This is a genomic window from Woronichinia naegeliana WA131 (assembly GCA_025370055.1).
Lineage (GTDB): Bacteria > Cyanobacteriota > Cyanobacteriia > Cyanobacteriales > Microcystaceae > Woronichinia > Woronichinia naegeliana.
Window position 1 is genome coordinate 3,924,191 of record CP073041.1, and the last position, 25,572, is coordinate 3,949,762.

General features: G+C 41.0%; 25 protein-coding genes and 5 pseudogenes. 7 read left to right on the top strand and 23 right to left on the bottom strand.

From position 1 onward, the window contains the following. Positions 1-59 precede the first annotated feature (59 nt). Both KA717_19860 and KA717_19865 read right to left on the bottom strand, forming a co-directional pair. Positions 60-743, bottom strand: coding sequence for a hypothetical protein (locus KA717_19860; protein ID UXE64506.1), 684 nt, complete (start codon positions 741-743; stop codon positions 60-62). Next, the gene (locus tag KA717_19865; GenBank protein UXE64507.1) at positions 733-873 is read right to left on the bottom strand and encodes a hypothetical protein; all 141 of its coding nucleotides are present in this window, start codon (positions 871-873) and stop codon (positions 733-735) included. The genes KA717_19860 and KA717_19865 overlap by 11 nt, the downstream gene beginning before the upstream one ends. A gap of 123 nt (positions 874-996) precedes the next feature. Here KA717_19865 and KA717_19870 point away from each other — a divergent pair. Then, positions 997-2,278 (top strand): annotated as a pseudogene (locus KA717_19870) (ISKra4 family transposase). Here the strand turns inward: KA717_19870 and KA717_19875 are convergent. Further along, the gene (locus tag KA717_19875; protein UXE64508.1) at positions 2,251-2,823 is read right to left on the bottom strand and encodes a hypothetical protein; all 573 of its coding nucleotides are present in this window, start codon (positions 2,821-2,823) and stop codon (positions 2,251-2,253) included. The pseudogene KA717_19870 and the gene KA717_19875 sit on opposite strands and share 28 nt — an antisense overlap. A gap of 177 nt (positions 2,824-3,000) precedes the next feature. Here KA717_19875 and KA717_19880 point away from each other — a divergent pair, with 177 nt between their 5' ends. Continuing rightward, entirely contained in the window at positions 3,001-3,603 is a 603-nt protein-coding gene (locus tag KA717_19880; protein ID UXE64509.1) for a hypothetical protein, read from the top strand. A gap of 205 nt (positions 3,604-3,808) precedes the next feature. On the opposite strand, the pseudogene KA717_19885 reads toward KA717_19880, so the two are convergent. From KA717_19885 to KA717_19960, 16 genes and pseudogenes are all read right to left on the bottom strand, one after another. Further along, a pseudogene (locus KA717_19885) lies at positions 3,809-4,612 on the bottom strand (transposase). Between the two features lie 31 nt (positions 4,613-4,643). Then, positions 4,644-5,045, bottom strand: a pseudogene (locus tag KA717_19890) (transposase). A 40-nt stretch (positions 5,046-5,085) separates the two neighbouring features. Next, positions 5,086-6,513 carry a transposase gene (locus KA717_19895; GenBank protein UXE64510.1) on the bottom strand — a complete coding sequence of 476 codons (1,428 nt, stop codon included), beginning with the start codon at positions 6,511-6,513 and terminating at the stop codon, positions 5,086-5,088. 129 nt (positions 6,514-6,642) lie between these two features. Beyond that, positions 6,643-7,404: pseudogene (locus KA717_19900) on the bottom strand (ISL3 family transposase). 59 nt (positions 7,405-7,463) lie between these two features. Further along, positions 7,464-8,003, bottom strand: a pseudogene (locus KA717_19905) (transposase). A gap of 735 nt (positions 8,004-8,738) precedes the next feature. Next, a complete protein-coding gene (locus tag KA717_19910) occupies positions 8,739-8,918 on the bottom strand; it encodes a type II toxin-antitoxin system HicB family antitoxin (GenBank protein ID UXE64511.1) in 180 nt (59 codons plus the stop codon). Between the two features lie 200 nt (positions 8,919-9,118). Then, a complete protein-coding gene (locus KA717_19915) occupies positions 9,119-9,499 on the bottom strand; it encodes a HEPN domain-containing protein (GenBank protein ID UXE64512.1) in 381 nt (126 codons plus the stop codon). Continuing rightward, positions 9,496-9,855 (bottom strand): nucleotidyltransferase domain-containing protein, encoded by a 360-nt coding sequence (locus tag KA717_19920; protein UXE64513.1) that lies wholly within the window; start codon positions 9,853-9,855, stop codon positions 9,496-9,498. Before KA717_19920 ends, KA717_19915 begins: the two co-directional genes overlap by 4 nt. 230 nt (positions 9,856-10,085) lie before the next feature. Next, complete coding sequence (locus KA717_19925) at positions 10,086-10,766, bottom strand: MAE_28990/MAE_18760 family HEPN-like nuclease (protein UXE58361.1); 681 nt, start codon at positions 10,764-10,766, stop codon at positions 10,086-10,088. Next, positions 10,763-11,896 carry a DUF262 domain-containing protein gene (locus tag KA717_19930; GenBank protein ID UXE58362.1) on the bottom strand — a complete coding sequence of 378 codons (1,134 nt, stop codon included), beginning with the start codon at positions 11,894-11,896 and terminating at the stop codon, positions 10,763-10,765. Before KA717_19930 ends, KA717_19925 begins: the two co-directional genes overlap by 4 nt. Positions 11,897-12,243: 347 nt before the next feature. After that, positions 12,244-12,990 carry a hypothetical protein gene (locus KA717_19935; protein UXE58363.1) on the bottom strand — a complete coding sequence of 249 codons (747 nt, stop codon included), beginning with the start codon at positions 12,988-12,990 and terminating at the stop codon, positions 12,244-12,246. 24 nt (positions 12,991-13,014) lie between these two features. Continuing rightward, entirely contained in the window at positions 13,015-13,845 is an 831-nt protein-coding gene (locus KA717_19940) for a DUF2092 domain-containing protein (protein UXE58364.1), read from the bottom strand. Between the two features lie 49 nt (positions 13,846-13,894). Beyond that, the gene (locus KA717_19945) at positions 13,895-14,800 is read right to left on the bottom strand and encodes a formylglycine-generating enzyme family protein (protein UXE64725.1); all 906 of its coding nucleotides are present in this window, start codon (positions 14,798-14,800) and stop codon (positions 13,895-13,897) included. 74 nt (positions 14,801-14,874) lie between these two features. Next, entirely contained in the window at positions 14,875-15,414 is a 540-nt protein-coding gene (locus tag KA717_19950; protein ID UXE58365.1) for a type IV pilin-like G/H family protein, read from the bottom strand. A 38-nt stretch (positions 15,415-15,452) separates the two neighbouring features. Then, entirely contained in the window at positions 15,453-15,941 is a 489-nt protein-coding gene (locus KA717_19955) for a hypothetical protein (GenBank protein ID UXE58366.1), read from the bottom strand. Between the two features lie 5 nt (positions 15,942-15,946). Beyond that, on the bottom strand, positions 15,947-16,435 hold the full coding sequence (locus tag KA717_19960; GenBank protein ID UXE58367.1) for a glycine zipper domain-containing protein: 489 nt from the start codon (positions 16,433-16,435) through the stop codon (positions 15,947-15,949). Positions 16,436-17,005: 570 nt separating this feature from the next. Between KA717_19960 and rpe the strand changes: the two genes are divergently transcribed. Continuing rightward, the gene (gene rpe / locus KA717_19965; GenBank protein ID UXE58368.1) at positions 17,006-17,701 is read left to right on the top strand and encodes a ribulose-phosphate 3-epimerase; all 696 of its coding nucleotides are present in this window, start codon (positions 17,006-17,008) and stop codon (positions 17,699-17,701) included. 104 nt (positions 17,702-17,805) lie between these two features. Here the strand turns inward: rpe and KA717_19970 are convergent, their stop codons facing one another. Next, positions 17,806-18,573 carry a peptidase gene (locus KA717_19970; protein UXE58369.1) on the bottom strand — a complete coding sequence of 256 codons (768 nt, stop codon included), beginning with the start codon at positions 18,571-18,573 and terminating at the stop codon, positions 17,806-17,808. A 102-nt stretch (positions 18,574-18,675) separates the two neighbouring features. Between KA717_19970 and psaK the strand changes: the two genes are divergently transcribed. The 4 genes from psaK (at position 18,676) to KA717_19990 (ending at position 21,672) form a co-directional block, all read left to right on the top strand. Further along, positions 18,676-18,939 carry a photosystem I reaction center subunit PsaK gene (psaK, locus tag KA717_19975; protein ID UXE64726.1) on the top strand — a complete coding sequence of 88 codons (264 nt, stop codon included), beginning with the start codon at positions 18,676-18,678 and terminating at the stop codon, positions 18,937-18,939. A 261-nt stretch (positions 18,940-19,200) separates the two neighbouring features. Further along, positions 19,201-20,688, top strand: a complete 1,488-nt coding sequence (locus tag KA717_19980; protein ID UXE58370.1) for an acyl-CoA synthetase — start codon at positions 19,201-19,203, stop codon at positions 20,686-20,688. Between the two features lie 178 nt (positions 20,689-20,866). Continuing rightward, positions 20,867-21,187 carry a DUF6464 family protein gene (locus KA717_19985; protein UXE64727.1) on the top strand — a complete coding sequence of 107 codons (321 nt, stop codon included), beginning with the start codon at positions 20,867-20,869 and terminating at the stop codon, positions 21,185-21,187. A gap of 125 nt (positions 21,188-21,312) precedes the next feature. Next, positions 21,313-21,672, top strand: coding sequence for a hypothetical protein (locus KA717_19990; GenBank protein ID UXE58371.1), 360 nt, complete (start codon positions 21,313-21,315; stop codon positions 21,670-21,672). A 138-nt stretch (positions 21,673-21,810) separates the two neighbouring features. On the opposite strand, the gene KA717_19995 is transcribed toward KA717_19990, so the two are convergent. From KA717_19995 to KA717_20005, 3 genes are all read right to left on the bottom strand, one after another. After that, positions 21,811-23,025 carry a homocysteine biosynthesis protein gene (locus KA717_19995; GenBank protein UXE64728.1) on the bottom strand — a complete coding sequence of 405 codons (1,215 nt, stop codon included), beginning with the start codon at positions 23,023-23,025 and terminating at the stop codon, positions 21,811-21,813. Positions 23,026-23,058: 33 nt separating this feature from the next. After that, positions 23,059-24,102 carry an AI-2E family transporter gene (locus KA717_20000; protein ID UXE58372.1) on the bottom strand — a complete coding sequence of 348 codons (1,044 nt, stop codon included), beginning with the start codon at positions 24,100-24,102 and terminating at the stop codon, positions 23,059-23,061. A 220-nt stretch (positions 24,103-24,322) separates the two neighbouring features. After that, positions 24,323-25,525: a 4-hydroxy-3-methylbut-2-enyl diphosphate reductase gene (locus KA717_20005; protein UXE58373.1), complete on the bottom strand. Its 1,203-nt coding sequence runs from the start codon at positions 25,523-25,525 to the stop codon at positions 24,323-24,325. Between the last annotated feature and the right edge of the window lie 47 nt (positions 25,526-25,572).

A 25,572-nucleotide genomic window follows, 5' to 3' on the forward strand; every position in this document is an offset into this window, starting at 1 on the left:
TAATTGTCTCACCTCAGCAAAAAGCAGTGATTAGTCTCAGCAATTCTAAATTTGAAAAATCAGGAGGAATTAGTGGCGGGCAGAGAGTCAAATGGCTCAAGCATAAAATCAAGAAGGTGTTGCCAGCTATCAAAGACAAAATAGGTAGTAAGAGTGCGTAAATGGGAAAAAAAGCATCTTCGAGTCCCTAAAAGTAGTCGGATACGTTGGTAGGACTCATCTAAAAGCTGTAAAACGGTGTGAAACAAGAAAGCCAGTAAATTTAAGGTGAGCAAAAAGGTAGCAAGATGCTCGTCACCATGTCCAAAATTGTGTTCTAGATGGTAGCCCTGAGTCTTAAGAGTATTATGGTTCTCATTTTCGGTTTTCCAACGAGAGCGAGCGACACTGACTAACTCAACAATGTTATCGGCTTGGGGAAAAAGGTCAGTAATCCAATCGTTGTGAAAGAGAACCTGACCGTCAGAACGGCGAGTAACAGTGACCTCAAACCAATGAGTATTGAGGGCGGCGGAACCATCTCTTAGGGGCAAGTGATAAGTCCAACGATAATGATAGTCATGCCAATCGCGACCATGACGACGACGCTCATGGAAAGAGTAAACTTCCCCAATCTTCTCGGCATAGTCCAAAAACTCATAGAGAGTAGGGTGAGATTCAGGCAAACAGACAAAAAGATAGTGAAAGTGGTTTTGAAGAGCCTCTTCGCACATCGGTTGACGACTATAGAGGTCATCCCCCAATCATAGTAACGCTAAACGGGTCAAAGAATTCTCGATGTCTGTGGAGCCAACGTTTTGCCGCCGCTACCTCACAGTCCTGTTTCTCGTGACCATCTTGAGGAGTAATAAATTCAGGGTCAAGACTAATCACCGCTTTTTGCTGAGGTGAGACAATTACCGGTAAGATTGCCGAATGAAAGGGGTGTGACCTTTAGTTGATGAAGGAAAAGAAAAGTGTTAACATGGGATGAAAAGTGACAAAGAGGAAACAATGATGACAGCAAAACTAATTAATGTAGAGGGTTCAAAGATAAAAATAGAACTAACATTAGAACTCAGTCGTTCAATGTTGGATACAGAAATAAATATTCAAAAAGGCTTAAACGAAGTAGGTTGCATCGCCAGCAAAGAAGCCTTGAAATATTTAGATACAGATGGTTCACCCTTAAAAATCGGTGAAGAAATCTGGAAGAGTAAGGGAGAGCAACCGAAAGAATATCAAACACCTTATGGTGAGGTTATAGTGAATCGTCATGTATATCAGCGTTCACCTTTGAGGAAAAACGTATTGCCCCTTAGAAAGAGAAGCAAGGATAATCATAACATCAACGCCATTATTGGCAAAACAGGTATCCTCAAAAATGTCAGGGATGGCAGGCAAAGAGGCGAAAAATGATTTATTAGAAAATCATGGTAGAAAAGTAGCGCTATCCTATATCCAAAGATTGAGTGAAGCAGTAGGAAGTGTGGTACAGGCAAAAGAAGAAGCGTGGAGTTATGCCCCGCCCAAGGAGGATAGCCAAATTGCAACAGTGGGAATAGGATTAGATGGAACCTGTATGCTGATGTGTGAGGATGGCTACCGTGAAGCAATGGTGGGAAACGTTTCCCTATACGATAGTGAAGGCGAACGTCAACCTACAATCTATCTAGGTGCGGCACCAGAGTATGGAAAAAAGAGTTTTCTAGAAAGATTAGAAAGAGAAATTGAGCGAGCGAAAAACCGTTATCCAGAGGCAACATTGGTCGGGATAGCAGACGGGGCAGAATCAAATTGGAAGTTTTTAGAAAAGCAAACGGAAGAACAGATATTAGATTTCTATCATGCCTCTGGTTACTTAGGTGCCTTGGCAGAAGCGTTGCATCCGAATACCGTGTCAAAACAAAAAGAATGGTTGACTGAAAATTGTCGAGAACTCAAGCATGAAAAAGGAAAAGCAGGAGAACTGCTAAATCTGATGAAAGAAGTCAAAGAAGAAAAAAGTCATTCTAAGAATCTTACCGAGAAACTACAAGCGGCGATTACTTATTACGAGAATCATCAGCATCAAATGGATTATGCTGAATACATAGAGAAAAAGTATCCGATTGGTTCAGGTGTTACGGAAGCAGCTTGTAAGACGTTGGTCAAACAACGATTATGTTGTTCAGGGATGCGATGGAAGGAAAAAGGAGCAGGAATTATTTTGAGCCTACGAGCTTTGGTATTGACCAAGGAACGATGGAGTCAATTTTGGGCAAAACTTGATCAATATGGGTTCCCTGTAGAACCCTGATTACAACAGCTTTTATCAACTAAAGGTCGCACCCAATGAAAGTAAGTCACTGTCCCGTTTTTATGGGTTCGATGGGAACATTGCTCACAGTGGATATTTTGGGAGGAGAAATACTCTGTGCCATCTAGCGGAATTAGTAATTGCTTGTCTAACACCTCATACCGAGTCAATATTCCTCTGGTCTTTAGTAGTTGATAAATGTCACTAAACACCACAAATAACGAATTGGCTTTGATTTTATCCAGGATATTGCGGATTTGATTGTCACTAGGTATTTTGATGGCACCGAATAGAGTTTGAAGATTATCCCTACCGTTGCGACTATGCAGTTGTCTTTGATGTTCTAGGAATGATTCACATTGCATTAGAAACAGGCTGAAACCACCTAGTACCGCATCTTTTAGGCTGTAGGTTGTATTTGGACTGGGTTGGCGAGGGTCTTTCATTTTCTCTATACTTGCTACCAAGTACGCTATCAGACCAGTCATACTGATTATTCCTTGCATCTTTTCTTCCTCTCTGGCTACCTTGTTGTCCTTTCCCATTATCCTTTTTTTCTACAACCCTTACCTCGCCTTAAATTTAGAATTGCTGGATTAGTCTTGACCCTGAATTTATTACTCCTCAAGATGGTCACGAGAAACAGGACTGTGAGGTAGCGGCGGCAAAACGTTGGCTCCACAGACATCGAGAATTCTTTGACCCGTTTAGCGTTACTATGATTGGGGGATGACCTCTATAGTCGTCAACCGATGTGCGAAGAGGCTCTTCAAAACCACTTTCACTATCTCTTTGTCTGTTTGCCTGAATCTCACCCCACTCTTTATGAGTTTTTGGACTATGCCGAGAAGATTGGAGAGGTTTACTCTTTCCATGAGCGTCGTCGTCATGGTCGCGATTGGCATGACTATCATTATCGTTGGACTTATCACTTGCCCCTAAGAGATGGTTCCGCCGCCCTCAATACTCATTGGTTTGAGGTTACCGTTACTCGCCGTTCTGACGGTCAGGTTCTCTTTCACAACGATTGGATTACCGACCTTTTCCCCCAAGCCGATAACATTGTTGAGTTAGTCAGTGTCGCTCGCTCTCGTTGGAAAACCGAAAATGAGAACCATAATACTCTTAAGACTCAGGGCTACCATCTAGAACACAATTTTGGACATGGTGACCACCATCTTGCTACCTTTTTGCTCACCTTAAATTTACTGGCTTTCTTGTTTCACACCGTTTTACAGCTTTTAGATGAGTCCTACCAACGTATCCGACTACTTTTAGGGACTCGAAGATGCTTTTTTTCCCATTTACGCACTCTTACTACCTAGGGCTTGCTGAAAAAGTCAAAAAACGAAAGAAATGTGGGTTAGGGAAGTATGGACTGAAAAAGCATAGATAACTTATCCTTATGGAAACAAATCAAAATACAGATTTTGTTTAATCTATTGTTCCTTTCTGTCTAAAAAGGTCAACACAAATCACTCCTCACAAAAGAGAGGAAAATTAACACCATTTTTCACAAGAAAAACGACTCTACAACTTTTTACTTTTTGTCTTCTGAAGTAGAGTAGAAAGATTCATTACCAAAAAGTTCATCGCAATTACCGTTTCCGAGGTCTCAGGTAGTTTGGCCATCACTCGACCAAGACTAAATTTCCTCTTTCCCTGTCCGAATTTACCCTCAATGGCATTACGCACTCTTTCATCTGAGCGTGCCTCTTTCTTTTTTTCTTTGCTCACCTCTTTCGGCGGTCTTCCCAATCGGGGACCACTCATTCTTATATCCCTTTCTTTACAATAAGCTCGATTCGCTTTTGTTCGATAGATTTTATCCACATGAACCGATTCCGGATAACATCCTGTTTCCCTTTTATATTCTTCTATTCGCGCTTGTAAATCTCCCGATTCGTTGTAATTATCCCAACTTAATTTGTCTAAGAAGACAAAGCCATTCACATTACTTGCCGATATTTTAGCTCCAAACTCTACTGCTTTTCCCGCTTTTCCACGCACTATTGGACGCACGTGAGGTTGGCTTACACTCACAATTCTGTTTTCTACTTTATTTGTCTTTTTTTCATACATTTCTAACTGTTGCTCATACACTTTTCCTATCGTTACAAGCTCTTCTTGCTCTTTTTTCGTTAGTTTTTCTAACTTTGCTCCCTCTTCTATCATTTTTTCTATATCAGACAAGTTTCTTTTTATATATCCTAGTTGTTTTTTTGTTCCTTTTCTTCTTTCTTTTTTTGACACACGACGTTTTTTTGCTATGGCTAAGTACTCTTTTCTTGCCACTTCCCTATAAGTCCTCGGCTTTTCTTTCCTTTTCTCTTTGGCTCTCCCCTTGTCTGTGTGTAATGTTATGTTAAGAGTTAAAGCAAGCTAACAATTTAAGCCGTAGATGCTCAAAATTAGCAAATCCATAACTTTTCCTTTTTATTAATTTAATTTTTGTATTCATCCCTTCCGTTAATCCATTAGTTGTATGGTTTTCAAAATAATTGCATATGCCTGTCAAATGAGTTTTCAGCATACCCACACTTTTTTTATAGAATAGGCTCGCTGTTCTCATCCATTTTTCAAATTTTCTCCTTGCACCATTTGTCGTTCTTGAATGCTCATAAATATCTCTAATCTCTTCCTTCATTTCATACGCTATTCCTAAACAAGGATACATTTTCAATATCTCTTCTAACTCTTCTCTTTTTTCTTCTTTTAACTCTTCTTTATTTTTCCATAATAGGTATGTTAAACCCTTTTTATGGACTGGACAGTGGGAAGTTTATGGATGCCAGATAAGGTAATGACTATGCGACGAAAGTAAGCATATCAGGGCTTGGGGAAGAGGCAAGTTTAGCGGTAAGGAATTTAGGCAAAAGCAGACTGGGTGGACTTTGAGGAAAAATCATTTGGGCTTGATGTTGAAGGGCTAGTTGAGCAATCCGTTCACTAGGGTAGCCATGGGATGGTAATGTCCGAAACCATCGAGGAAAATTAGCCCAAATCCCCTGGGGTAACTCTAAGGCGAGAATTTGAAGTAGCCCTAAAGCAATGGCATTAAGGTTAACAAAACGCTCAAAGGCTTCTACCTTGTTTAAAATCTGAGTCTGAACAGCTTGTGGATAGTCACTGAGGATAAGATTGCTGGGCCAGGTAGGTAAAGTAGGAAGACTCTTAAGCCAAAAACGATAGGCAAAGCTGCCCAAAAGATGGACTAATTGACGAAAAGTGACTTCAATCTTAAATCGGAGACCGTAAGCGGCAATAATCTCAGGTCCAGTCAAACAGAGATCAGTAGAAAGCAGAATCAGTCGTCGTCCGTTAGGCAATTGGGTCAGAACAAACTTGACGAGCTGATGGGGACTATCCCAGTGGAACTCAAAGCACTGATAAGAAACCGTGACTTGTTGACCATAGAGCCAGACTTTAGCTGTCGGAAAGTCCGCCGCCAGAGCGAACAGCTTTTCTAGTTTTATCGAACTCCCCCAAATCCGTGGTCGTCCTCTCCCCGTCAGCGTCGGCACGGAACAAAAGGGGGCATAGGCGACGGTGGAGCAACGCACTCTTGTGATTAGATGCAAGGCGTTCTGGCGAAAACTTTTGAGCACTGGTTCGCAAGCAAAATAAGCATCCAAAATTACATAACTCCCTGCCTCTGCGTAAGTAACACAAAGGTCAGCCATTTTTGTCACCAGGCTCGTCTTCACCTTTTTTTTGCCTTTTCCCTCCCCCTTCTCGGTTGCTTTGGACTTGATGCCATCGTCTAGCCGCAACACTAAGGGCAAGGCAAAGCAGGCTTTCCCTACTCCCACCAAAATACTCAAGGCATTGAAGTAATGACCCCTTATCCACTCTGGCTTGGACACATCTTCCGATTCTTGGTGTAGTCGTTTTACACCTGGCATCTTGCGTCCTTCTTTCCCCACTTTGATGCCATCACCCACATACACCCGTTTCCCTTTAATTCTGTATAGACTTTCATGCTGACTTAGCCACTTTGACCATTGTAAAGTTAGTCCTTCGACCCTAAACGCCTTGGAATCAAACCAATGTAGAGCCTGATTGTAGTAGCTCTCTGTTAAGCCAATGGCATTGACATAGCTAGTTATTGCGCTGGGTTGGCTGTTGAGCACTACTCCCCAGACTAACAGGATAAACCATTGGAACGTTGCTTCTCGGCTAAAGGCTGGACGGAGATTATTGAGGATTTGCTCTAGTCGCTGACATAGTTGCATAATTGATAGATAGCACTGGCTATCGATTTTCTTATATCAGCCAGTTTCGGACATAACGGCACTCTTTTGTATCGGATGTCCGATTTTCTTTTCTCCACTTACACGCCTCGAGAACTTCCCACTGTCCAGTTTATGGATATTCATTTTCTTTCTCAATTTATTCAATTCTTCATTTATATTTTTCATTACATGAAATCTATCATAGACGATTTTAGCATTTACAAATAACTCCTTTATTGCTGACGTAAATCCCTCCCACATATCCACACTTACTTCCTTTACATTCTCTCTAACCCTTGCTGGCTGCACTTTTAGGGCTTCTATTATCTCTTCTTTTTTGTGTCCTTTTATTACTTCTAACAATTCCTTTTTATTTATATCTATCACTGTTGTAATAAAGTCTTTTTTTCCTTTTCTATTACTAAATTCGTCTAAACTTATCTTTTCTGGTAATTCCCATTCCTTCTTTTCTGCCTGCTTTGCATACTCTTCAAATATTGATTCCAATGTTCCCCAACTTATTTCTTCTTCTTGCCTTACCTCTTCTACATTTTTCTTTTTTACTTGCTCATAAATCTTTTCTTCATAACGAATTGTATAATGTTTTCTTAGCCGCATAAAGTCCAGTCTTTCTGTTATGTATTTCTGACATTTTTCACAATGGAACTGGCGGCGGGGCACTTCCAGATATACTTTCTTTCCCAATAGGGATAAATCCCGAACCAAATTATATTCTATTTGATTTATATCTTCCAATTCTTTATGACAATTTGGACATTCCATTACTTCGTTTTTCATTTTTAATTTTAAGAACAAAGCACCATCTATTTCTCGATAGTTTACGACTGTTACCTTTGGCAAACCTAGTAGCTCATCCAAGTTTATCCACATACTCCACCTCCTACTGTGGTATTACTATTATACACTTTCCACACAGTTGGGGGAAGAGCCTTCTCTTTTATTTCTTCATACAGCTTATCTATTATTTTTTCTGTTTTTTCTCTGGCATCATTCAATATTCCTATATCCGTTGGATATTTTATATCTGCTGGTGTACAAGTCGCATCTAACAATAACTTTCCTTCATTTTCTTTTTTTTCTGACGCTACACCCGTCGCTTTTTTTTCTATTTCTTTATTAATTTTATTTATTAATTCCATTCCTATTTTTTTACGAAAATGAACCATCATTGACGCATTAAATGCTTCTTTGCTACTATAGCTTTCCATTCCTATAAAGTACTGTAAATAAGGGTTCTCTTTTATTTGTTCTACTGTTTCTCTGTCACTTTTTCCTGAAATTTCTTTGATAATTAATGCTCCTAATGCCATTCTAAATGATTTGGCTGGGGCTCCTTTTTTTTCTGTGAAGTTTTTTGCATATTCTTCCTCATATTCTTCCCAAAGAATCATTTTTGACATTTCTATCCAACGATTTTCTTCGTCTAACTGCCCGCCGAACAGATTTTTCAAGTTTTCTGGTGTTTCAATTGAGTACTGTTGCTTTCAGTACATCTGCTTTCTCTCTTCTTAATGCAATGGTTTTGAGGCATTCTACCCTATTTTCGTGCATTCTAGCGGTTCTTAATTCGCCTACTATTTTTCTCCGTAAAGGTTTCAGCTTTTTTCAGCAAGCCCTACCTATTTTGTCTTTGATAGCTGGCAACACCTTCTTGATTTTATGCTTGAGCCATTTGACTCTCTGCCCGCCACTAATTCCTCCTGATTTTTCAAATTTAGAATTGCTGGAATATCAATTTTGCACATATCCAAAAGTCAGTTTGAGTCTAGCTTTTAAAAATCTCATAAAAGAAGATTCATACTTCAAATCAGCAACGCCATATATTTTCTCAGGCTCTTCTGAATAAACAGTACGATCTCCTCTTTGAATTAAGAGTTAGAGCTGATCGCTTTCTCTGATTAAGTGCGATCGCCTCTCAATTAAAAAAGCGATCACATTTAAAGGATTTTGTCTTAAATCCCACATTCCGCAAACGCTACAGATAGCGCATAAATACAAATAGATGCTCTTTCTGTATGGCGTTAATTTGTTCTAATGCACTATGAATAGAGTAGTTTAAATTAATTACTCTATAGGTGGCGGCAACCTGCGGAATGTCGGTTAAATCTTTTCACAGGAAGCAATAAAATCATCTCGTGAGATACCTGCTTGAGTGCAAATACTCCTTAATGTAGAGCTTTCAATTTGCTTGTGATTTGGTAATGTTAGTCGGCTTCGAGAACTGATTCCCCAAAAGTTTCAATATGAAAAGCGATCGCTGATCGCACGTCATTAAGAGCATCTTCATAGCTATCACCTTCACCGACTACTACGCCTTGAATTCCCAATGGATAAGCAATATAGCCATCAGAATGCTTTTCCACAATGATTTTAATGGATTTCATAAATTGTTTACAGTTTACAGGAGTGTTTTGATCTTATCTCATTTCTATATGACTTTAATAATGAAACGGTGAGCGCACTTTATAAAGGCAAAAATGATCGCACTTTCGTCAACCAAATCTACATTTGCTAAATCGCACTTTCAAAGGCTAAAATGATCGCAATTTTAAAATTAAATCAATAAGATAAAGGCGATCGCCCTTTATGCCGTTTCAACATTTTCTTGAGCAAAATCGAGCATTCTTTGAGCATTCTCTATAATATCTTGGGCTTTTTTGGGGGTGATATTTGGAGTCAGGCTATAGTCCGCATCTGTTCGCTGTTCTTGTGCGTAAATTAAATAACGGTGATATTCCACAGGCAGGCGTTTTGTTTTGATAAAGGTTTTGCCAAAGGCAGCAATAACGGCTGAATGACTAGAAAAAGTTAAGTCTTCTCCTAATAAAAATGCTTGTGCAATATAAAACATTAAATAATAAGCTCTTGCGGTTGCAAAGGCGGGTAAATTGTTGTTGGCTAATAATTGTGCAGCCTGCAAACTTTCTTTAGCTTTTTCTAATAACTGTTGTTGCTCAATTTTCATACAATAATTCCCTCTCGCTCAATATTTAGGAGCAATGGACTTTTTTCTTGGTTAAATTGAGCCTCGCTAACATAAACACAACTGATCAATACTTCGTACTCTAAACACAAATCAGAGATAAGATTAATAATTTTCTGATGTTGCTCATCGTTAATTAGCTTATCTTTTAAAATCACTAAAATATCAATATCAGAGTCAGGTTTAGCCTGTTTTTTTGCTTGGGAGCCAAAGAGAATTAATTTAACTAGTTGCTCTTGATAAATATTTTTGATTTGTTGTTTAAATTTTTCTAGAATTTCTGCAAGATAGGGATGTTGTTTGGAAAAATTAAGGTTTTGAATTAAGGAAGTATCCATGATAATTTTTTTTGCTACTTAAAAATTCTAAACTAGTTGTGTTGACTAGATTTCTTTAACTTTTTTTATCAACTCAACTTACAAAACGGCGATCGCAATTTCAAACCAAAATGATCGCGGTTTTAAAGTTTAATCAACAGGACAGTGGAGATCGCACTATTTTGATTATGTGTGATTTAGATATGCAACAGCTTATCTTATTAAAAAGATATTATAGAACAGTCAAGATATCACTTCAAGTAATTTTGTTGATCAACGTAATTTTGAACATCCATCAAAACTTGTTTTAAAAATAAAGTCACTCTTTTTTGCATTGCGAGTAAATCACCTGATGTATAATTACGACTTTTTTCAGAAAACGAACTATATCCATGAGCGAGATCTTTTCTAGCATTTTTAACGATGAGTAAATCTTCACCATTTGTCATATTACCAACTTGTTTTGTAAGTGTAATTCCGTAATTTTTTAAGGTTTCTTTGATTTTTTTAGCATCTAAATTACCAGCAAAGGATAGATCTTTATCGGCTGAGATGGTAATGAGAGTAATAGCTATAGTCGGCTGCCATACTTTATCTTTCAAAGAAGAATCTTTTAAAATCTTAATAATATGATTTTGAAAACTCTGATTCAAATCATCGAAAGAAATTTGGTTATTTTTCAAGTCGTCATAGATGTATTCGACTGCTCTTCGTATCGTTGATTCTACCAAATTATAAAGCAGTAAAAAGACCGTCGCTTTCAGTGTTTCTTCTAGTTCTGAATCAAGAGATTTGATTTTATTTCGATTAGCAGAGTGATCTCCAATACTTAATTGAATCATTTTTGACTCAACATTTTTTAGCCATAGACAATATTGCTTAACTTCTTTTGATTTTTCTTGGAAATCTTGAATTAATCCTGAATCACTCATGGCTTCAATAAATAATCCCTAACATATTCAATGCGCTGTTCAACTTTCTGTCTCGAACTACTGGAATTTTTATCTGTTAAACGATCAAAACGATCAGTCTTTAAGAAATCAAAGTTTTTACAGCTTAGATTTGGATTTTCTCTTAAAGCAAGGGAAATGCCAACCGAAATTGATTCAAACTTACTTCTAGTTGTTGGTCTTATTTCCTTAACTCCAACCCTGAAAACCTCTGGACAATTTTTAGACACAAAATCAAGCATTGAATTAAATTCTTGATTTATTTGGTTGATTTTGTCATCAAAATCTTTTAAGTTTTTTTCTCTCAATTTCTTAAGTTCTTCATTTTGATTAATCAAAAAATCGTCTAAAAAAACGTGAACTTTGCTAGGGTATTCTTTATATTTATATAGAAAAGCATAGAATCGTAAAACATATTCTTGGGGATCTCTTCTATCTTTTTGAACTTGTGAAAAATGGCATAATTCTTGGAATTTTAAAGTTTTAGCAAGATCTTGGATAAGGTCTAAGAATAAGCCAGGTTGTCCTCCAATTCTCTTCTCCATTTCATTTAATTCAATACTACCTGAATTGATTCGCTCGAACAAATCGCGACGAATTCCTTCGTCAGCTTCTTCTGTAAGCTGGATCATTCGTAATGGTATTCTTCTAAATCTTTTTTGACGTGAACCAGAAAGATTGCCAAAACGTAAACCGTTTAACTCCGTGAGTTTTTTAAGATCTTTTAGAACTAATTCATTTTGAAGAAATCGAGCAAGAGTTCTCACCCGTTGAGTCCCGTCAATAATTTCCAATCGCGCAGAGTCCTCTGACTCAACTTCCGATGAAACATCCGCAATAAAGATATATGGGATAGGCAATCCTAGAAAAATTGACTCTATAAATTTAGATTGATTCTCATCACTCCATACCATTTCTCTTTGATAATCTGGAATGAATATTTCATTTTCATCTTTATCTTCACCATCCAAATATTTCTGAACAATAATCTCAATTGGATATTCAAGAGTGTTATAGTCAACTGGTTTACTTTGTTGACGTATTTGCTCCTCTACTTTATTAATTTTGTCTGGATTAATTTTATCCGATGATATCTGAATTGTATTTATCATAGTTTTTTGAAAATTAAGGATATTTGCTTAACGAAATAACATTTGATTTTAACTACTTGTACTTAAGAATATAATTGAGGGCGTTGCTTAATCAGGGTATGAAATAGAATTTTGCATACATCTAGAAACCAGTGTGAGTCAATGTTTTAAAAATTGCATCTTTAGAGATTCATACCTCAAGTCAGCAACGCCGAGTTTTATCTAAATCTTGAGTTTGTAGATAATTTATTTTAGAAAAAAGACTTTTGCCTTAACTTTCGTGCGATTATCGATCCAGCCGGTTGGGTTAAGGAACGCAACCTGACTAGAGAAATTATAACCTCATTTTCGATTACTGTGCAAGGACATTAAGGCGCAGGAACCACACGGTAATAAACACCATTCGCACCATAGGCAGGACTAAACCAAACCCCGTTGTAGAGATAATAATTTGCATTTCCAATCGTCTGCATCGCCGCTCCTGGGGGTAAAGTCGGATAAATTGCTCCCATCGCATAGGCCGTACTTACGGCTCCTGCGGCGTAACCTTCTGCATAGGTATTGGCATTATTCGCATTAGCGGCTGTCGCTCCTATGACTGCTCCTGTAGCGGCGGCTCCTGCGGCATACCAACCCCCACAAGTCGTACAACCTGTCGAATAAGTGTTGACAACCGTTGGCGGATGATAGCCCCCGTAATAGGCTCCGCCGTAATAGTGGTCATAACCACCTGATGCCGTTGCTCCATAAGCACCCGTCGCGTTCCAGGAACCGTCCCCACCCGATGCCGTTCCGCCGCGATAACCCGTCCCACTCCATGAACCATCGCCGCCCGAAGCAGAGCCACCGCGATAACCTGTCCCACTCCAGGAGCCATCGCCACCTGACGCAGAACTTCCTCGAAAGCCCGTGCCACTCCAGGAGCCATCGCCACCCGAAACCGATCCGCCGCGATAACCATCCGCACTCCAGGAACCATCACCCCCAGAAGCCGTTCCCCTGGCACCACTAGCACTCCAAGAGCCACCGCCACCGTGAAACATTGCTTGGGCTGGACTTAAATTTAGGCTAGTGAGTAAGAGACTCGTAAAACCGATCGCCATTATTTTTTTCATAGAATTAACCTCAAAAATAGAAAATTAGGGTTTAGAAACAGGCTTTTTCTCAAGCGGTTCGGGTTCAGGACGTTTAAAGGGAATGGGTTTCGCCGAATTCGCACGGGTCGAACCAAAGGTATCAGCAGAAATAGGTACATCTAACTGCCAATTGGAAAATGCCACTTGATGGCGTAACCGTGAGGGATCATTTCGATAAACTGCCCGAATCATGCGGGGTAATTTGTCCTTTGTGCCGATCCAAATTTGGGCAAAAACTTTATCAGTAGCGATCGCAATCATGTCGGTAGTTGTACCATCAATAACTTGAGATTGACCAATATAAAAGGCCGTTTTTAAATCCCCTGCAATATCTCCATAGGGATCAGCCACTAAAAAATCCATAAATGGAAAATAAATGGCCGCTGTGTCATAGGCAAATTTTAACGCTTGATCAATGGTGTCAGGAGCCTCGGCGATCGCCACTAAATTTTCTGTAGGTGCAAAAGCTACTAAGGTCTTACCGTTGTAATAAAACTCTGAGGCGGGGCCATCGCCAGGGGAAATAACTTGTAACTTATTCGGTCGTTGCAAAATTACATTAGACAGGGTGTGATAGGCCAAAGCTGGCCCCAAACGACTCGGACTTTCATAGGTGGTAACTGCGGTAAATTGTAAAGTGCGAGCTTTTGCTAGGCGATCGCTCATGGCTTTGAGAATTGCGATCGCTTTTGGTTCCAAATTTTTCTGGGGATTGGCCGAAATTAAAGGCTGATTAAGTGGAGCAGTTTTGGGTAAATTATCAGCCCTCACACTCGAAATCAAAAAACAGCTACCAATCAGAGGAAAAGCAACTAAAAGCAATGGAGTAATCAATAATCTCAAATAAAATTTTGGGAAAATTTTGTGCATAAAAATCTATAAATTATTCAGCTTTATTAACTAAACGAAAACCAATGTGGGAAGTTCCTGTATCAGGGGATTGTGCTTCCCGTGCAGAGGGACGATACCGACTGCAATAATTGCGAGCGCATAAAAACGAACCGCCTTTAATAACGTGTTTGGCAACGCCTGGATCACGGGGATCAAAACTTGCTTTTTCGTTATTCATAACTGGATCAACTTGATGGGCTTGGCGATCATGTCCCACCTCATACCAATCCTGCGTCCATTCCCACACATTACCTGTCATATCGTACAAGCCATAGCCATTAGGGGGAAACGAACCTATGGGAGCCGTACCGAAATAACCATCTTCCTTGGTATTTTTGACGGGAAATTCTCCCTGCCAAGTATTGGCTTTTTTGGGGTTATAGGTGTTACCCCATGCAAAAATCTGGTCTTTTAGGCCCCCTCGTGCCGCAAATTCCCATTGTGCTTCCGTTGGTAATGCTTTTCCAGCCCAGTTTGCATAGGCTTGGGCATCTTCAAAAGCTACATGAACAACGGGATGATTTTCCTTCCCTTGAATCGTACTACTTAGACCTTCAGGATGTTGCCAATCTGCTCCTGGTTGCCAATGCCACCAACTTAATTCTGCGATCGCTTGCCCTGGGGATAATGCTTGAAAGACGACGGAACCAGGCGATCGCTCCTCTTCCGTTAGTTCAGGAAATTGTTCTTTCGATAAGGGTCGTTCGGCAACAGTAAGATAACCTGTCTCTTTCACAAACTGGGCAAATTGGGCATTGGTTATCTCCTGGGCATCCAAACAAAAGGGGCTAACCGTAACCGCTTCAGCAGATCGTTCCTCTGGCCATTGATTATCAGCTCCCATCCGAAAAGTTCCCCCTGGCATTTCCACCATACCGTCAGGACAGGCCCAAGCCATTGGACTCAGGAGCAACCAAACGGCGATCGCGAACCAAAAGACCCCTAACTGTTTAAAGAATAAAGCCATACAACCTATTCATTGAACATAGAGGCAGGAACTTGCGTAGAAAAATCCCCACAGATTAAAGCAAGCTTAGTGGGATTATTCAAATCAGTTCCTCGGACAAGTTGAGGATCGGCGGGACGAATGGTTCCTGGTTTATTATTCTCACAAATAATTGTCGTAATTTTAGGATTTTGATTTGGGGTGAGAAATGCAGCCCCCACATAGGCTTTCAACTGATCTTTTAAAGGAGATTGGGCTGGAATAACGTAACTATATGCCGCTTCCGACGTTGTTCGTACCGCATAGTCAAAGGTTTGAGGTAGAATAACCCCAAAGTCTTGTTGAATATTGTCAACTGTTGCTTTAAATTGACCATTTGTTTGGTAATAGGTACGCTGGCCCTCAGTCATTTTGGCAACAGCTTGTAGCGCGGCATTTTGAGCCTGATCAGGTGGATTATCCTGGGCTTGGACGGGAGCAATGAGGGAAAATTTTTGTCCTAAAAAACCTAATAGAACAGAGGAAATTGTCCCTAACAAGAAAATAGAAATCTTGCGTACAGCCATAATTCAAATGTCTCCAGTAGTTGTTAATAGGATAACAATCATTGCGGTGGTTTAAAGAAAAATTTGCTAAGATTACCTTTGCCTAAATACTGGTCAAGTTCCTGAAAAATGTTGTGAATTAAGAAAACGGCTGAGACGCAGAGGAGAATCGCTAAAAAACGATCAAAACTGCGAGTCTTTAGGAATAGGGTCAAGGCTGGTATTAGGGCCTTCGTTTCGTGATAAGCATGAAAAAGATTTTCAATCAAACTCAACACGAAAACCGCAAATGTATAAACCGCAGTTTTGTAAAGAACTTGGAGATAACGAGGAGATTCGGCAAAACGATTCATCCAAGGAGTCATATCCATAATCGCGACGGATTTAGCTGAAACTAAGGCATAAATCACAACTTTGGTAAAAATACTGACATCAACCGAAAACTCCTTCAGAAAAAGCTTCATCAGAATGAGAATATACCCATAGCCAATAAAGAAAAAAAGACTAAGAGAGCCAATTTTCTTGAGTTCGTGTTTTAGAGCTTCCATAATAATTAATTAACGGTATAACCGCGTCCCTGCATACAAGCTGTCCATGCACTATAGTAGGTTTGCAATTGTTGTTGTTCTGCTTTATTTGTCTGGGCTTGAACTTGAGCCTGTTGCTGTTGTTCTTCCCGCTTCCGAAATAATCCAGCTAAAGCTCCCACGCCTGCACCGATCGCCGCACCTTCCCCCACATTTCCGCCGATCGCCCCACCTACGACACCGAGGAGAGAACCTTTTGCGGCTCCTTGTACCACTTGACCTTGTTGGGAAGATTGAGTAGTGGTAGCAGTGGACAATTGGGAAGGATCAACCCCTGTTTGTTGTTTTGCCCAAGTGTAGCAAGCAAAATGATCCTGTTGTTGTTGTTCTGGAGTTTGCCCTTTGGTCGGGTAGGCAAAAGGTTCAGGGAATTGCTGTTGAGCTAACACTAAATTCGTCGGTAATAAAATAGAACTTAAAAGCCCTAGGCTAATTCTTTGGATTTTGGGAGCCATAAATTGAGATTAGATAAGGGTGTGACCTCTAATTGATAAATCCTTGTTTAATGAGTCCTTTTGCCGGTAGATACTTCAGAACATCGTATGTTACGATTGATTGAAAAATCGATGTCCAGTAAACTTTTTAAAAACCTTATTTAATATCAACTAGAGGTCGCACCCTTAGATAAAATACTTGGCAAGTCACTAAGGTTAATATCGAGGACTGTTTAAGGTACACTCAGATAATTTATTCAACATCAGTGAAGAAGTTTGACGAAAAATTTCTGGAAAGGATGGAACATCTTGCAGTAATCATTGAAAAACACCGACGAATTGAGTTGCGATTTGTTCCTTGAAAGCATTCTGATGATCAGGGCAAACGCATCAAAATTCTAGACTCCTTATCTGATAAGACTTTCAGCGTTTCATAAAAAATCAATCATGATCTCGGAAACCTTTATCCAGCCTACCTTTCAAAAATAAGATGCGTTCGCCCTGAGAATCAAACCGTCGATAGTTACAGAAAATACCATTTTTGTTTACACTGAAGCCATAGCCAAAGTTTGCCTCAGTTAAGAAATAGTCATGTCCCAAAAACCCATTGTCGTTTCCCCCTCGATTTTATCGGCAGATTTTAGTCGCTTAGGGGAAGAGATTGAAGCTGTTGATCGGGCCGGAGCCGATTGGATCCATGTAGATGTCATGGATGGACGCTTTGTTCCCAATATCACCATTGGCCCCTTGATTGTGGAAGCCATTCGTCCCTATACAAAAAAGCCTTTAGATGTTCATTTAATGATCGTTGAACCCGAAAAATATGTAGCAGACTTTGCGAAGGCAGGGGCAGATATTATCTCGGTTCATGCAGAACACAATGCTTCTCCCCATTTACACCGGACTCTTTGTCAGATTCGGGAATTGGGTAAACAGTCTGGGGTTGTGCTCAATCCTTCGACTCCTTTGGACTTTTTGGAATATGTGCTGCCCGTTTGTGACTTGGTGTTAATTATGAGTGTTAACCCTGGTTTTGGTGGCCAAAGTTTTATTGCTGAAATGGTTCCCAAAATTAAACAACTGCGTCGGATGTGTGATGAGCAGGGCTTAGATCCCTGGATCGAAGTCGATGGCGGACTAAAACCCAATAATACCTGGCAAGTTTTAGAAGCGGGTGCTAATGCGATTGTTGCAGGTTCGGCTGTCTTTAAGGCTCCCAATTATGCAGAGGCGATCGAAGGGGTACGTCATAGTAAACGCCCTGAACCTCAACTCGTTGGTGTATAGCCTTCTCTGTTTAACTTGACAGGGTTAGAAAGACTAGAAAGGCGATCGCTTAGGAGTGCAAGTCGGTAATCCCAGGGTCGTCTTTTTGGTTTTTAATTTATGCTTTAATCAATAAAAATATTTTCTCCAGAATCGACTAAATTGGCATCCCATTCCACCTCTGGCATGGATTCAAAGGCATGGCGCACATATTCTTCCCATAAACCCCGCATCTTAGCCAGATAGGGATCACCCAGTCTTAACTGTAATTTGTTTCGCAGCGTTAGACTATCGGTTTTATACATGACTAAATTAATAGGTGGGCCAACAGAAATGTTGGATTTCATGGTCGAGTCAATTGATAATAACGCACACTTGGCCATGGCTTCTAGGGGCGTATCGTAGGTAATGGTGCGATCCAATAGGGGTTTACCGTATTTCGTTTCGCCAATCTGCAAGAAAGGGGTTTCTTTGGTTGCCTGAATATAATTTCCCTGGGGATAAATGAGAAATAGCTGGGGTTCTTCGCCCCGAATTTGTCCTCCCAACAGAAAGCTGCAATGGTAGTCAATCTTGTCTTGCTCTAACCAAAGGCGATCGCGGTCTTGAATTTGACGAACTTTAGTGCCAATGTAGTGAGCCACGTCATTCATGCTCATCAGGGTGTGCAGGGTCTGCTCCTCTTCACTACGAAGATCCCGCTTAATTTGATTAATCACGCCTTGACTGACGGATAAGTTGCCAGAGGTACAAAGAATGATGACCCGTTCTCCTGTTACCGAAAAGTCAAAGAGTTTGCGATAGGCAGAAATGTAGTCAACACCAGCATTCGTGCGGGAATCGGCTCCCATGACAATGCCAAAACGGTTAATGAGTCCTAAACAGTAGGTCATAGTTGAAGATTTCGTTAAGTATTGCAACAGGTGAGTGGTGAAGGTCAGGTTGGCCTTTAAGATAAAAAACTTAATATGACTCTGATTCTTGAGGAAAATCTCATGTATTCTACTTTATTACTGGCTACCACTGTCCCCACTACTCTGGAATGGAGTCCTAAAGTTGCTGTGGTGATGATCATTTGCAATATTTTGGCGATCGCCTTTGGTAAATTCACGATTCAACAACCCAGTACTGGCCCGGCTATGCCTGCTTCCAATATGTTTGGTGGATTTGGTCTGGGTGCAGTATTAGGTACAACTTGTTTTGGACATATTTTAGGAGCCGGTGCTATTTTAGGCTTGGCCAGCATTGGCGTTCTCTAATCGTCAATGGCCTAAGTTTTTGCTAGGGGCAATGCTTGTGAATTGTCCCTAATTTGTTTTTTGGTAATTTTCTTACAACAGTCAAGCTATCTTAATCCATAAGCAGGGCGAACGCATCTTATTTTTGAAAGGTAGGCTGGATAAGGGTTTCCGAGATCATGATTGATTTTTTATGAAACGCTGAAAGTCTTATCAGATAAGGAGTCTAGAATTTAGATGCGTTTGCCCTGAATCCATAAGAGAAAATATAGGCAAAAGACCGTGACTCTTCCTCTTTTTGCGCGTGCGCGGCAATCTTCTCAAAATATCGCCATTGTTGCTTCTGGCCAGGCTTTTTCCTATGGATTGTTACTTCAACGTTCTGGCCAGTTAGCGAGGCGACTGCTACAAGCAACGGCAGATTTGCAAGAACAACGGGTGGCATTTCTCGTTCCGCCTGGCTTTGACTATGTTGTCACTCAATGGGGCATTTGGCAGGCAGGAGGAATTGCAGTTCCGCTCTGTGTTTCCCATCCTCGCCCCGAATTGGAATATGTGATCAACCAAGCCGATGCTTCCATTCTGATTGCCCATCCTCAATTTGAGTCAGCATTAAGCGCGATCGCCGCCGAAAAGCAAATACCGCTTATATTGACGACTGACCCCTTACCGGAAGAGATTGGCCCATTACCCCCTTTAGATCCCCAACGACGGGCCCTAATTCTCTACACCAGTGGCACAACGGGCAAACCCAAGGGAGTTGTTACCACCCATCACAATATTCAGGCACAAGTCACCAGTTTAATGACGGCCTGGCAATGGACAAGCCGCGATCGCATTCTGCACGTTTTACCCCTACACCACATTCACGGCATTATTAATGTGCTTACCTGCGCTTTATGGGCCGGAGCCGAATGTCATTTCCTCGATAAATTTGCCGCCGACGTGGTTTGGAATCGTCTCAGTCAAGGGGATTTAACCCTTTTTATGGCAGTTCCCACCATCTATGCTAAATTAATTGCCGCTTGGGAGGCCAGTGACCGCGATCGCCAACAACAATATTCCCAAGGCTGTGCTAACCTGCGTTTAATGGTATCGGGTTCAGCCGCCTTACCGGTCAAAGTATTAGAAAAATGGCAAGGAATCAGTGGTCATTTCCTCTTAGAACGCTATGGCATGACGGAAATTGGCATGGCCCTCTCTAATCCTCTCCATGGTCAACGACAAGCGGGTTGTGTGGGCAGACCTTTACCGGCTGTTGAAGTGCGTTTAGTGGATGAACAGGGCCTAGAAGTCAGTGTCGAGAACCCTGGCGAAATTCAAGTCAAAGGCCCCAATGTCTTTTTGGAATATTGGCGAAATCCTACTGCCACCGCTCAAGCTTTTCAGGATGGTTGGTTTCGCACTGGAGATATGGCCATTGTCAGCCAAGGGAACTATAGGATTTTAGGCCGCCTCAGTGTGGATATTATCAAAACCGGCGGCTATAAGGTATCAGCGTTGGAAATTGAAGAAGTTCTGCGTACCCATCCCGCTATTCAAGACTGTGCCGTTGTAGGTGTAATGGATGCCGAATGGGGGGAACGGGTCTGTGCGGCTCTGGTACTACAACCAGAATGTCATTTAAACCTAGAAACCTTTCGTCTCTGGGCCAAGGAACAATTAGCGATCTATAAGGTGCCAACTCGCATTCTGACCCTAGAATCCTTGCCCCGTAATGCTATGGGTAAGGTGACAAAGCCCGCCGTAGTTAAATATTTCTACCTGTAAATAATTCGTTGATAGCTTATCCTGGGTCACGGCACTGTAAGACTTCCGCCATTGGATCAGAAGATATCATCAACGAAAAAATTACAGCAAGATTAGAGTTAAGGTTTGGCAACGAAAATCCCAGACATTGAAAAATTCAATCTAGAATTAAGAAGTCACAATCATCGTCTTTGAGTTGGTGTTCCTTTCTTATTTCGCACTAGAAATCGTTCTTGTTTTGGGGATTGCGTTAATTTCTGCCCTCGTTTCGTGGTTTCTTGTTCGTAGAGCTAAACGAAGATTCAATGAACGTATGAGACGGATTCGAGTATTAAACTACTATCGAACTCGAACCCTCTTTTCCTCGTTGCCAGAGACCTCTCAAATTGAACATTATGAGGATTTTATCGGTGATTCTAGTTGCCGCTATAATGCTCATTCCTATCACCTTCGCTGTGCTGTGAATCCGATGGGCCCTTGTGAAGGATGTTCTTTCTATCAACCAGAATTCTCACCGTAATCCCCCGAACAACTATTGAGTCAAAATTTACTACATGATGGCTCAATTAAAGAGGAGATGTCTGACAAGTTTTTGGGTATGATGGTTTCATGACACTGTAATGTTACTACCAACTCAAAGCCAAAATGTTTGGAAAATTCCCCAAAGACTCTCAAGATAGCGAAGGTAACGACCTTGAAGCAATTCTATTTTCTAAGGAAATGGAATTAGAGAATACGGATGCTGAAATGATGAATGATGACACTGAGTTTAATTTAAATAAAACTATGAATAACTCCCCTGAAATTGTCAATGTAGTTGAGAGAATTAGTGGCATTCTTTCACCTTATTTTATTGTCCTAGTGGGTCTATTTCTTTATGACAGCAATGTTCTGATTGGAACTGTATTAATTGCGGTAGGGATTTTTTCTCTGCTTAAGTTTTCTTGGCAAGATCTCCAAGGTGTTATTGAGAAGATCAAAAGCTTTTTTCAATCAGATTCTTAATTGATCTCTAGCATTATTCTGTCTCTTGGTTTTGCAGTAGAGATTGCTTTAAAATCCATATTCTGTACGTAACATAGAAAAACTAAAAATAATACAAATTAGCTGTTTTTTTAAATAGTTCACTAACTTATTGCGAGGCTATTCCGACAATCTTTGACTGCCTAATAAATCCTGGGGAATAAAAGTGCGATCACGGGCTAAAGGAACCACGCCTTCAGCTAATAAGAATTGCCCGTTTTTAATCCAAGTTTGTAATTCAATGGCGACCTGACGCGATCGCGCAATACTACCTAGGGGGGCAACTCGCACACTTTTTCCCTCAATAGTCATGCGACCCGTTTTAAGTTGAGCATAGGAAACCAAACCAAACGTCGGACGAACACGGCGCGGAATCGAAAAGTCCACCACCGGAGCCACAATATCCTGATCCAGCACGGCACAGCGTTCGATCACCTTTTCAGAAAGAACAGGTAAGGGAACCCCCACTCCTAACATCAGAGATGTCCCATAATTTTTAAAATAACAGCCCCGTACCCAACGAGCATTCATTTGTTTAGCATCTCCTATTAATGCTAAGGTTGCAGCCGGGCCAATGGGCGTATGATTCGGTAATCGTTTTTGTAAGGGAAAATATTGAGTTCCTTCCCAAGCGATATAGCCCACTCCCCCTCCTAGAAAAATACGAGTGCCAATGCCAATTACCTCTAGTTCTGGATCATTGAAAAGGGGAGAAATGGCCCCAGGATTACAATAAACAGCATTCGCTAGACGGGGCAGCAAAGGGCCAAGATAGGTGAATAAAGGGCGATCACCGCCATTAACCCCGACAATAAAATTTTGATAGAGATTACGGGGATTGTAGAGATAAAACTGATTAATACTTTTACTGGTAATCAGGGTTTCTAAGGAGGAGCGGGGATAACAATCCGTACCTTGGCCGATCGCCCGCAAAGAGACAGCTTTACCCGCAATTAAATCCTCAATCACATGGCCTCCCCCCCGTTCTGAAGCGGCCGGATGATTACGCAACTCTCCCTCTAGACTATCTCCACTGCTCTGATAGTCACTCATGGCCGTTGCCCCAATATATAAGTCCACAGCCCCAAAGCCAGCATAGGCAGGAACCCCATCTAGCCAACATTGACGAATCTTGATGGGGGGATCGGTATGACCTAAATTAATGATCGCCCCAGAGGATTCCATCGACTCAAAGGTTCCTGTACAAACCACATCCACCTGTTTAGCAACTTTCTCAATCCCTAATTCCAAGACTTTAGCCTTGACCTCATCCACTGTCCAGACCACTGCTTTTTTTTGGCTAATTTTTTCGTTAATTTCGGCAACTGTTCGCATCATAAAATAGGAAAATTAGGAAAATAGGCAGACTTAATGATCAGCATGGGGAGACGAATATCGCCATTGATCGAGAATATCTTTAATGAAAATTTCCTTAAGTAACACTTGGCTAACTACGCTGAGAGGAACGGCTAGAAATAGCCCCAAAAAACCAAATAAACTGGCAAAAAAGACTTGAGCTAAAAGAATCATGCCAGGTAACAATGGTAAGGGTTTGGGAATCACTTTGGGGGTGATCCAATGGCTTTCTAACTGGTGAATAATTGTATAAATAATTAAAATAATAACGGCCTTCCAAGGATGATCTAAAAGGGCGATCGCCATTGCGGGAATCAGACTAATCAGTGGCCCAATATAGGGGATAAAGGTAAACAATCCAGCGATTAAAGCCAAGGCCAAAGCGAGGGGGACTTGCAGTAAAAATAAACTAACAAAGCTCAGGGCAGTGACAACGCCCATATTCACCAGCAGGGCAATTAACCAATCTTCCAGGGAAGCTTCACACAAACTTAGAATTTGATCGAGACGGTGACGATAAAAGGCTGGAAAGAGACGAACAAATCCTCGGCGGTAAGGTTGAGGATTCACTAATAACATCAAACTCAAAACTAATAATAATAATAAACTCAGGGGCAAGCCAAGAGTACTATAAAAAATATTGAGTCCCTGACCTGCAATCTGATTTAATAAAGGTTGTAATTGTTGACCGAGTTGTTGCCAATTGGGTAAAGCATGGATTAATTCAGGATCAGTTTGGGCCGCGATCTCTTTCAGTTGCTCTATAACTTGATTAATGCCTTGGGGAGCCAGGGTAACCAGTTCTCGTAACTGACTTAAAAAAGGAGGAATAATCAGCCAAATAAATAATCCCAAACTACCCAGTAAACTCGTAACGGCCACAGCGATCGCCCCACCTCTCGGTAATCTCTGACGCTGTAAACGGATCACGAAATGATTGAGAGCATTGGCCACAATAATCGCCGCAAAGAGTAACAGCAACAATTGCCGAATACGCCATAACGTCGTTAAAGCCAATAGTAGGGTGAGAAAACCAACCCCCTGGGCAAAAGTCACGTTGACTTCCTCCCCAGTCCCATCTGCCAAATAAGTACAAAGGCAATGATTAACGGGGGAACCGTAATGCCGAACAGAGCATTCAAAGCTGTGGGTTCAATCTCTAAAGCTGGCCCCCCATACTTGATCGCCAAGGATATCAGCAAAGACACCAACAAAACCTGGGTAATAAATCCGACAACTTTCATGGGCCTTGGAAATTAATGTCATTTTTAGACGGCTAATGATTAATGCCTTTAATAGCAAATAGGCACTCCATTACCTCCTCTACAACCTTATCAGGGGTAGAAGCTCCAGAGGTAATGCCAACAACAATTTTCCCATCTGGCAACCAGGGTTCAGCGATTTCTAACGGTTTACCCAGGGGTTTATGTTCGACTCGATTACCGGGCCCAATGCGGCTGGCACTGTCAATGTGGTAGGAGGGAATCTGACGCTCAACGGCGATTTCCTGTAAATGGGTCGTGTTGGAAGAATTATAACCGCCAATAACCACCATCAAGGAAAGCTCTTCCTCTACCAAGCCAAACATGGCATCTTGACGTTCCTGGGTCGCATCACAGATGGTATTAAAGCTCATAAAATGTTCGTTTAAAACCGTCGGGCCATACTTTTTCATCATGGTTTTCTCAAAAAGCTTGCCAATTTGTTCGGTTTCACTTTTGAGCATGGTGGTTTGATTTGCTACCCCTAAACTTTCCAAATCTCGATCTGGATCAAAACCGACGGAATGGGCATTTTTAAATTTGTCGAGAAAAACCTGGCGATCGCCGCCGTGCAGAATGTAGTCACAGACATCATTAGCCTGCTCTAAATTGAGAACAATTAAATAGGTTCCCGCAAAGGAACTGGTCGCGATTGTTTCTTCGTGATTATATTTACCGTGAATAATGGAAGTATATTGACTTTTTTTATGCTTTTCGACCGAATTCCAGACTTTGGAAACCCAGGGACAAGTGGTATCAACAATGGTGCAACCCTTCTGATCGAGAATCTGCATTTCCGTGACGCTGGCTCCAAAGGCGGGCAAAATCACCACATCTCCTTGAGCGATTTGGCTAAAGTCCTTCACATCTCCCTCAACCGGAATAAAACCCACCTCCATTTGTCGTAACCGTTCATTAACCGAGGGATTATGGATAATTTCATTGGTAATCCACAGCCGTTGGTTAGGAAAATGCTGCCGGGTTTCGTAGGCCATGGCCACGGCCCGTTCCACTCCCCAACAAAAGCCAAAAGCCTCCGCCAGACAAAGGGTGACATCGCCCCGTTCTAAGCGATAGTGATTTTGTCGGATCTCTTGGATTAATTGGCTTTGATATTCGGTATTCATTACCCCCATGACTTCCTTATCGTGGCCAAATCCTTTGCGGTGATAATTATCCGATTTTTGTAAGGAGCGTTTAAATGCTTTAGTATCCATCGGTATTGATATTGCTAAATTTAAGTGATGATTGCGTCTGACAAACA

Bases quoted from the DNA above. Each gene is read 5' to 3' on its own strand.
- KA717_19875 (UXE64508.1), bottom strand. From the start codon at position 2,823: ATGGGAAAGGACAACAAGGTAGCCAGAGAGGAAGAAAAGATGCAAGGA.
- KA717_19895 (UXE64510.1), bottom strand. From the start codon at position 6,513: ATGCAACTATGTCAGCGACTAGAGCAAATCCTCAATAATCTCCGTCCA.
- KA717_19910 (UXE64511.1), bottom strand. From the start codon at position 8,918: ATGAAATCCATTAAAATCATTGTGGAAAAGCATTCTGATGGCTATATT.
- KA717_19915 (UXE64512.1), bottom strand. From the start codon at position 9,499: ATGAAAATTGAGCAACAACAGTTATTAGAAAAAGCTAAAGAAAGTTTG.
- KA717_19920 (UXE64513.1), bottom strand. From the start codon at position 9,855: ATGGATACTTCCTTAATTCAAAACCTTAATTTTTCCAAACAACATCCC.
- KA717_19925 (UXE58361.1), bottom strand. From the start codon at position 10,766: ATGAGTGATTCAGGATTAATTCAAGATTTCCAAGAAAAATCAAAAGAA.
- KA717_19930 (UXE58362.1), bottom strand. From the start codon at position 11,896: ATGATAAATACAATTCAGATATCATCGGATAAAATTAATCCAGACAAA.
- KA717_19935 (UXE58363.1), bottom strand. From the start codon at position 12,990: ATGAAAAAAATAATGGCGATCGGTTTTACGAGTCTCTTACTCACTAGC.
- KA717_19945 (UXE64725.1), bottom strand. From the start codon at position 14,800: ATGGCTTGGGCCTGTCCTGACGGTATGGTGGAAATGCCAGGGGGAACT.
- KA717_19950 (UXE58365.1), bottom strand. From the start codon at position 15,414: ATGGCTGTACGCAAGATTTCTATTTTCTTGTTAGGGACAATTTCCTCT.
- KA717_19955 (UXE58366.1), bottom strand. From the start codon at position 15,941: ATGGAAGCTCTAAAACACGAACTCAAGAAAATTGGCTCTCTTAGTCTT.
- KA717_19960 (UXE58367.1), bottom strand. From the start codon at position 16,435: ATGGCTCCCAAAATCCAAAGAATTAGCCTAGGGCTTTTAAGTTCTATT.
- rpe (UXE58368.1), top strand. From the start codon at position 17,006: ATGTCCCAAAAACCCATTGTCGTTTCCCCCTCGATTTTATCGGCAGAT.
- KA717_19970 (UXE58369.1), bottom strand. From the start codon at position 18,573: ATGACCTACTGTTTAGGACTCATTAACCGTTTTGGCATTGTCATGGGA.
- psaK (UXE64726.1), top strand. From the start codon at position 18,676: ATGTATTCTACTTTATTACTGGCTACCACTGTCCCCACTACTCTGGAA.
- KA717_19990 (UXE58371.1), top strand. From the start codon at position 21,313: ATGTTTGGAAAATTCCCCAAAGACTCTCAAGATAGCGAAGGTAACGAC.
- KA717_19995 (UXE64728.1), bottom strand. From the start codon at position 23,025: ATGCGAACAGTTGCCGAAATTAACGAAAAAATTAGCCAAAAAAAAGCA.
- KA717_20005 (UXE58373.1), bottom strand. From the start codon at position 25,525: ATGGATACTAAAGCATTTAAACGCTCCTTACAAAAATCGGATAATTAT.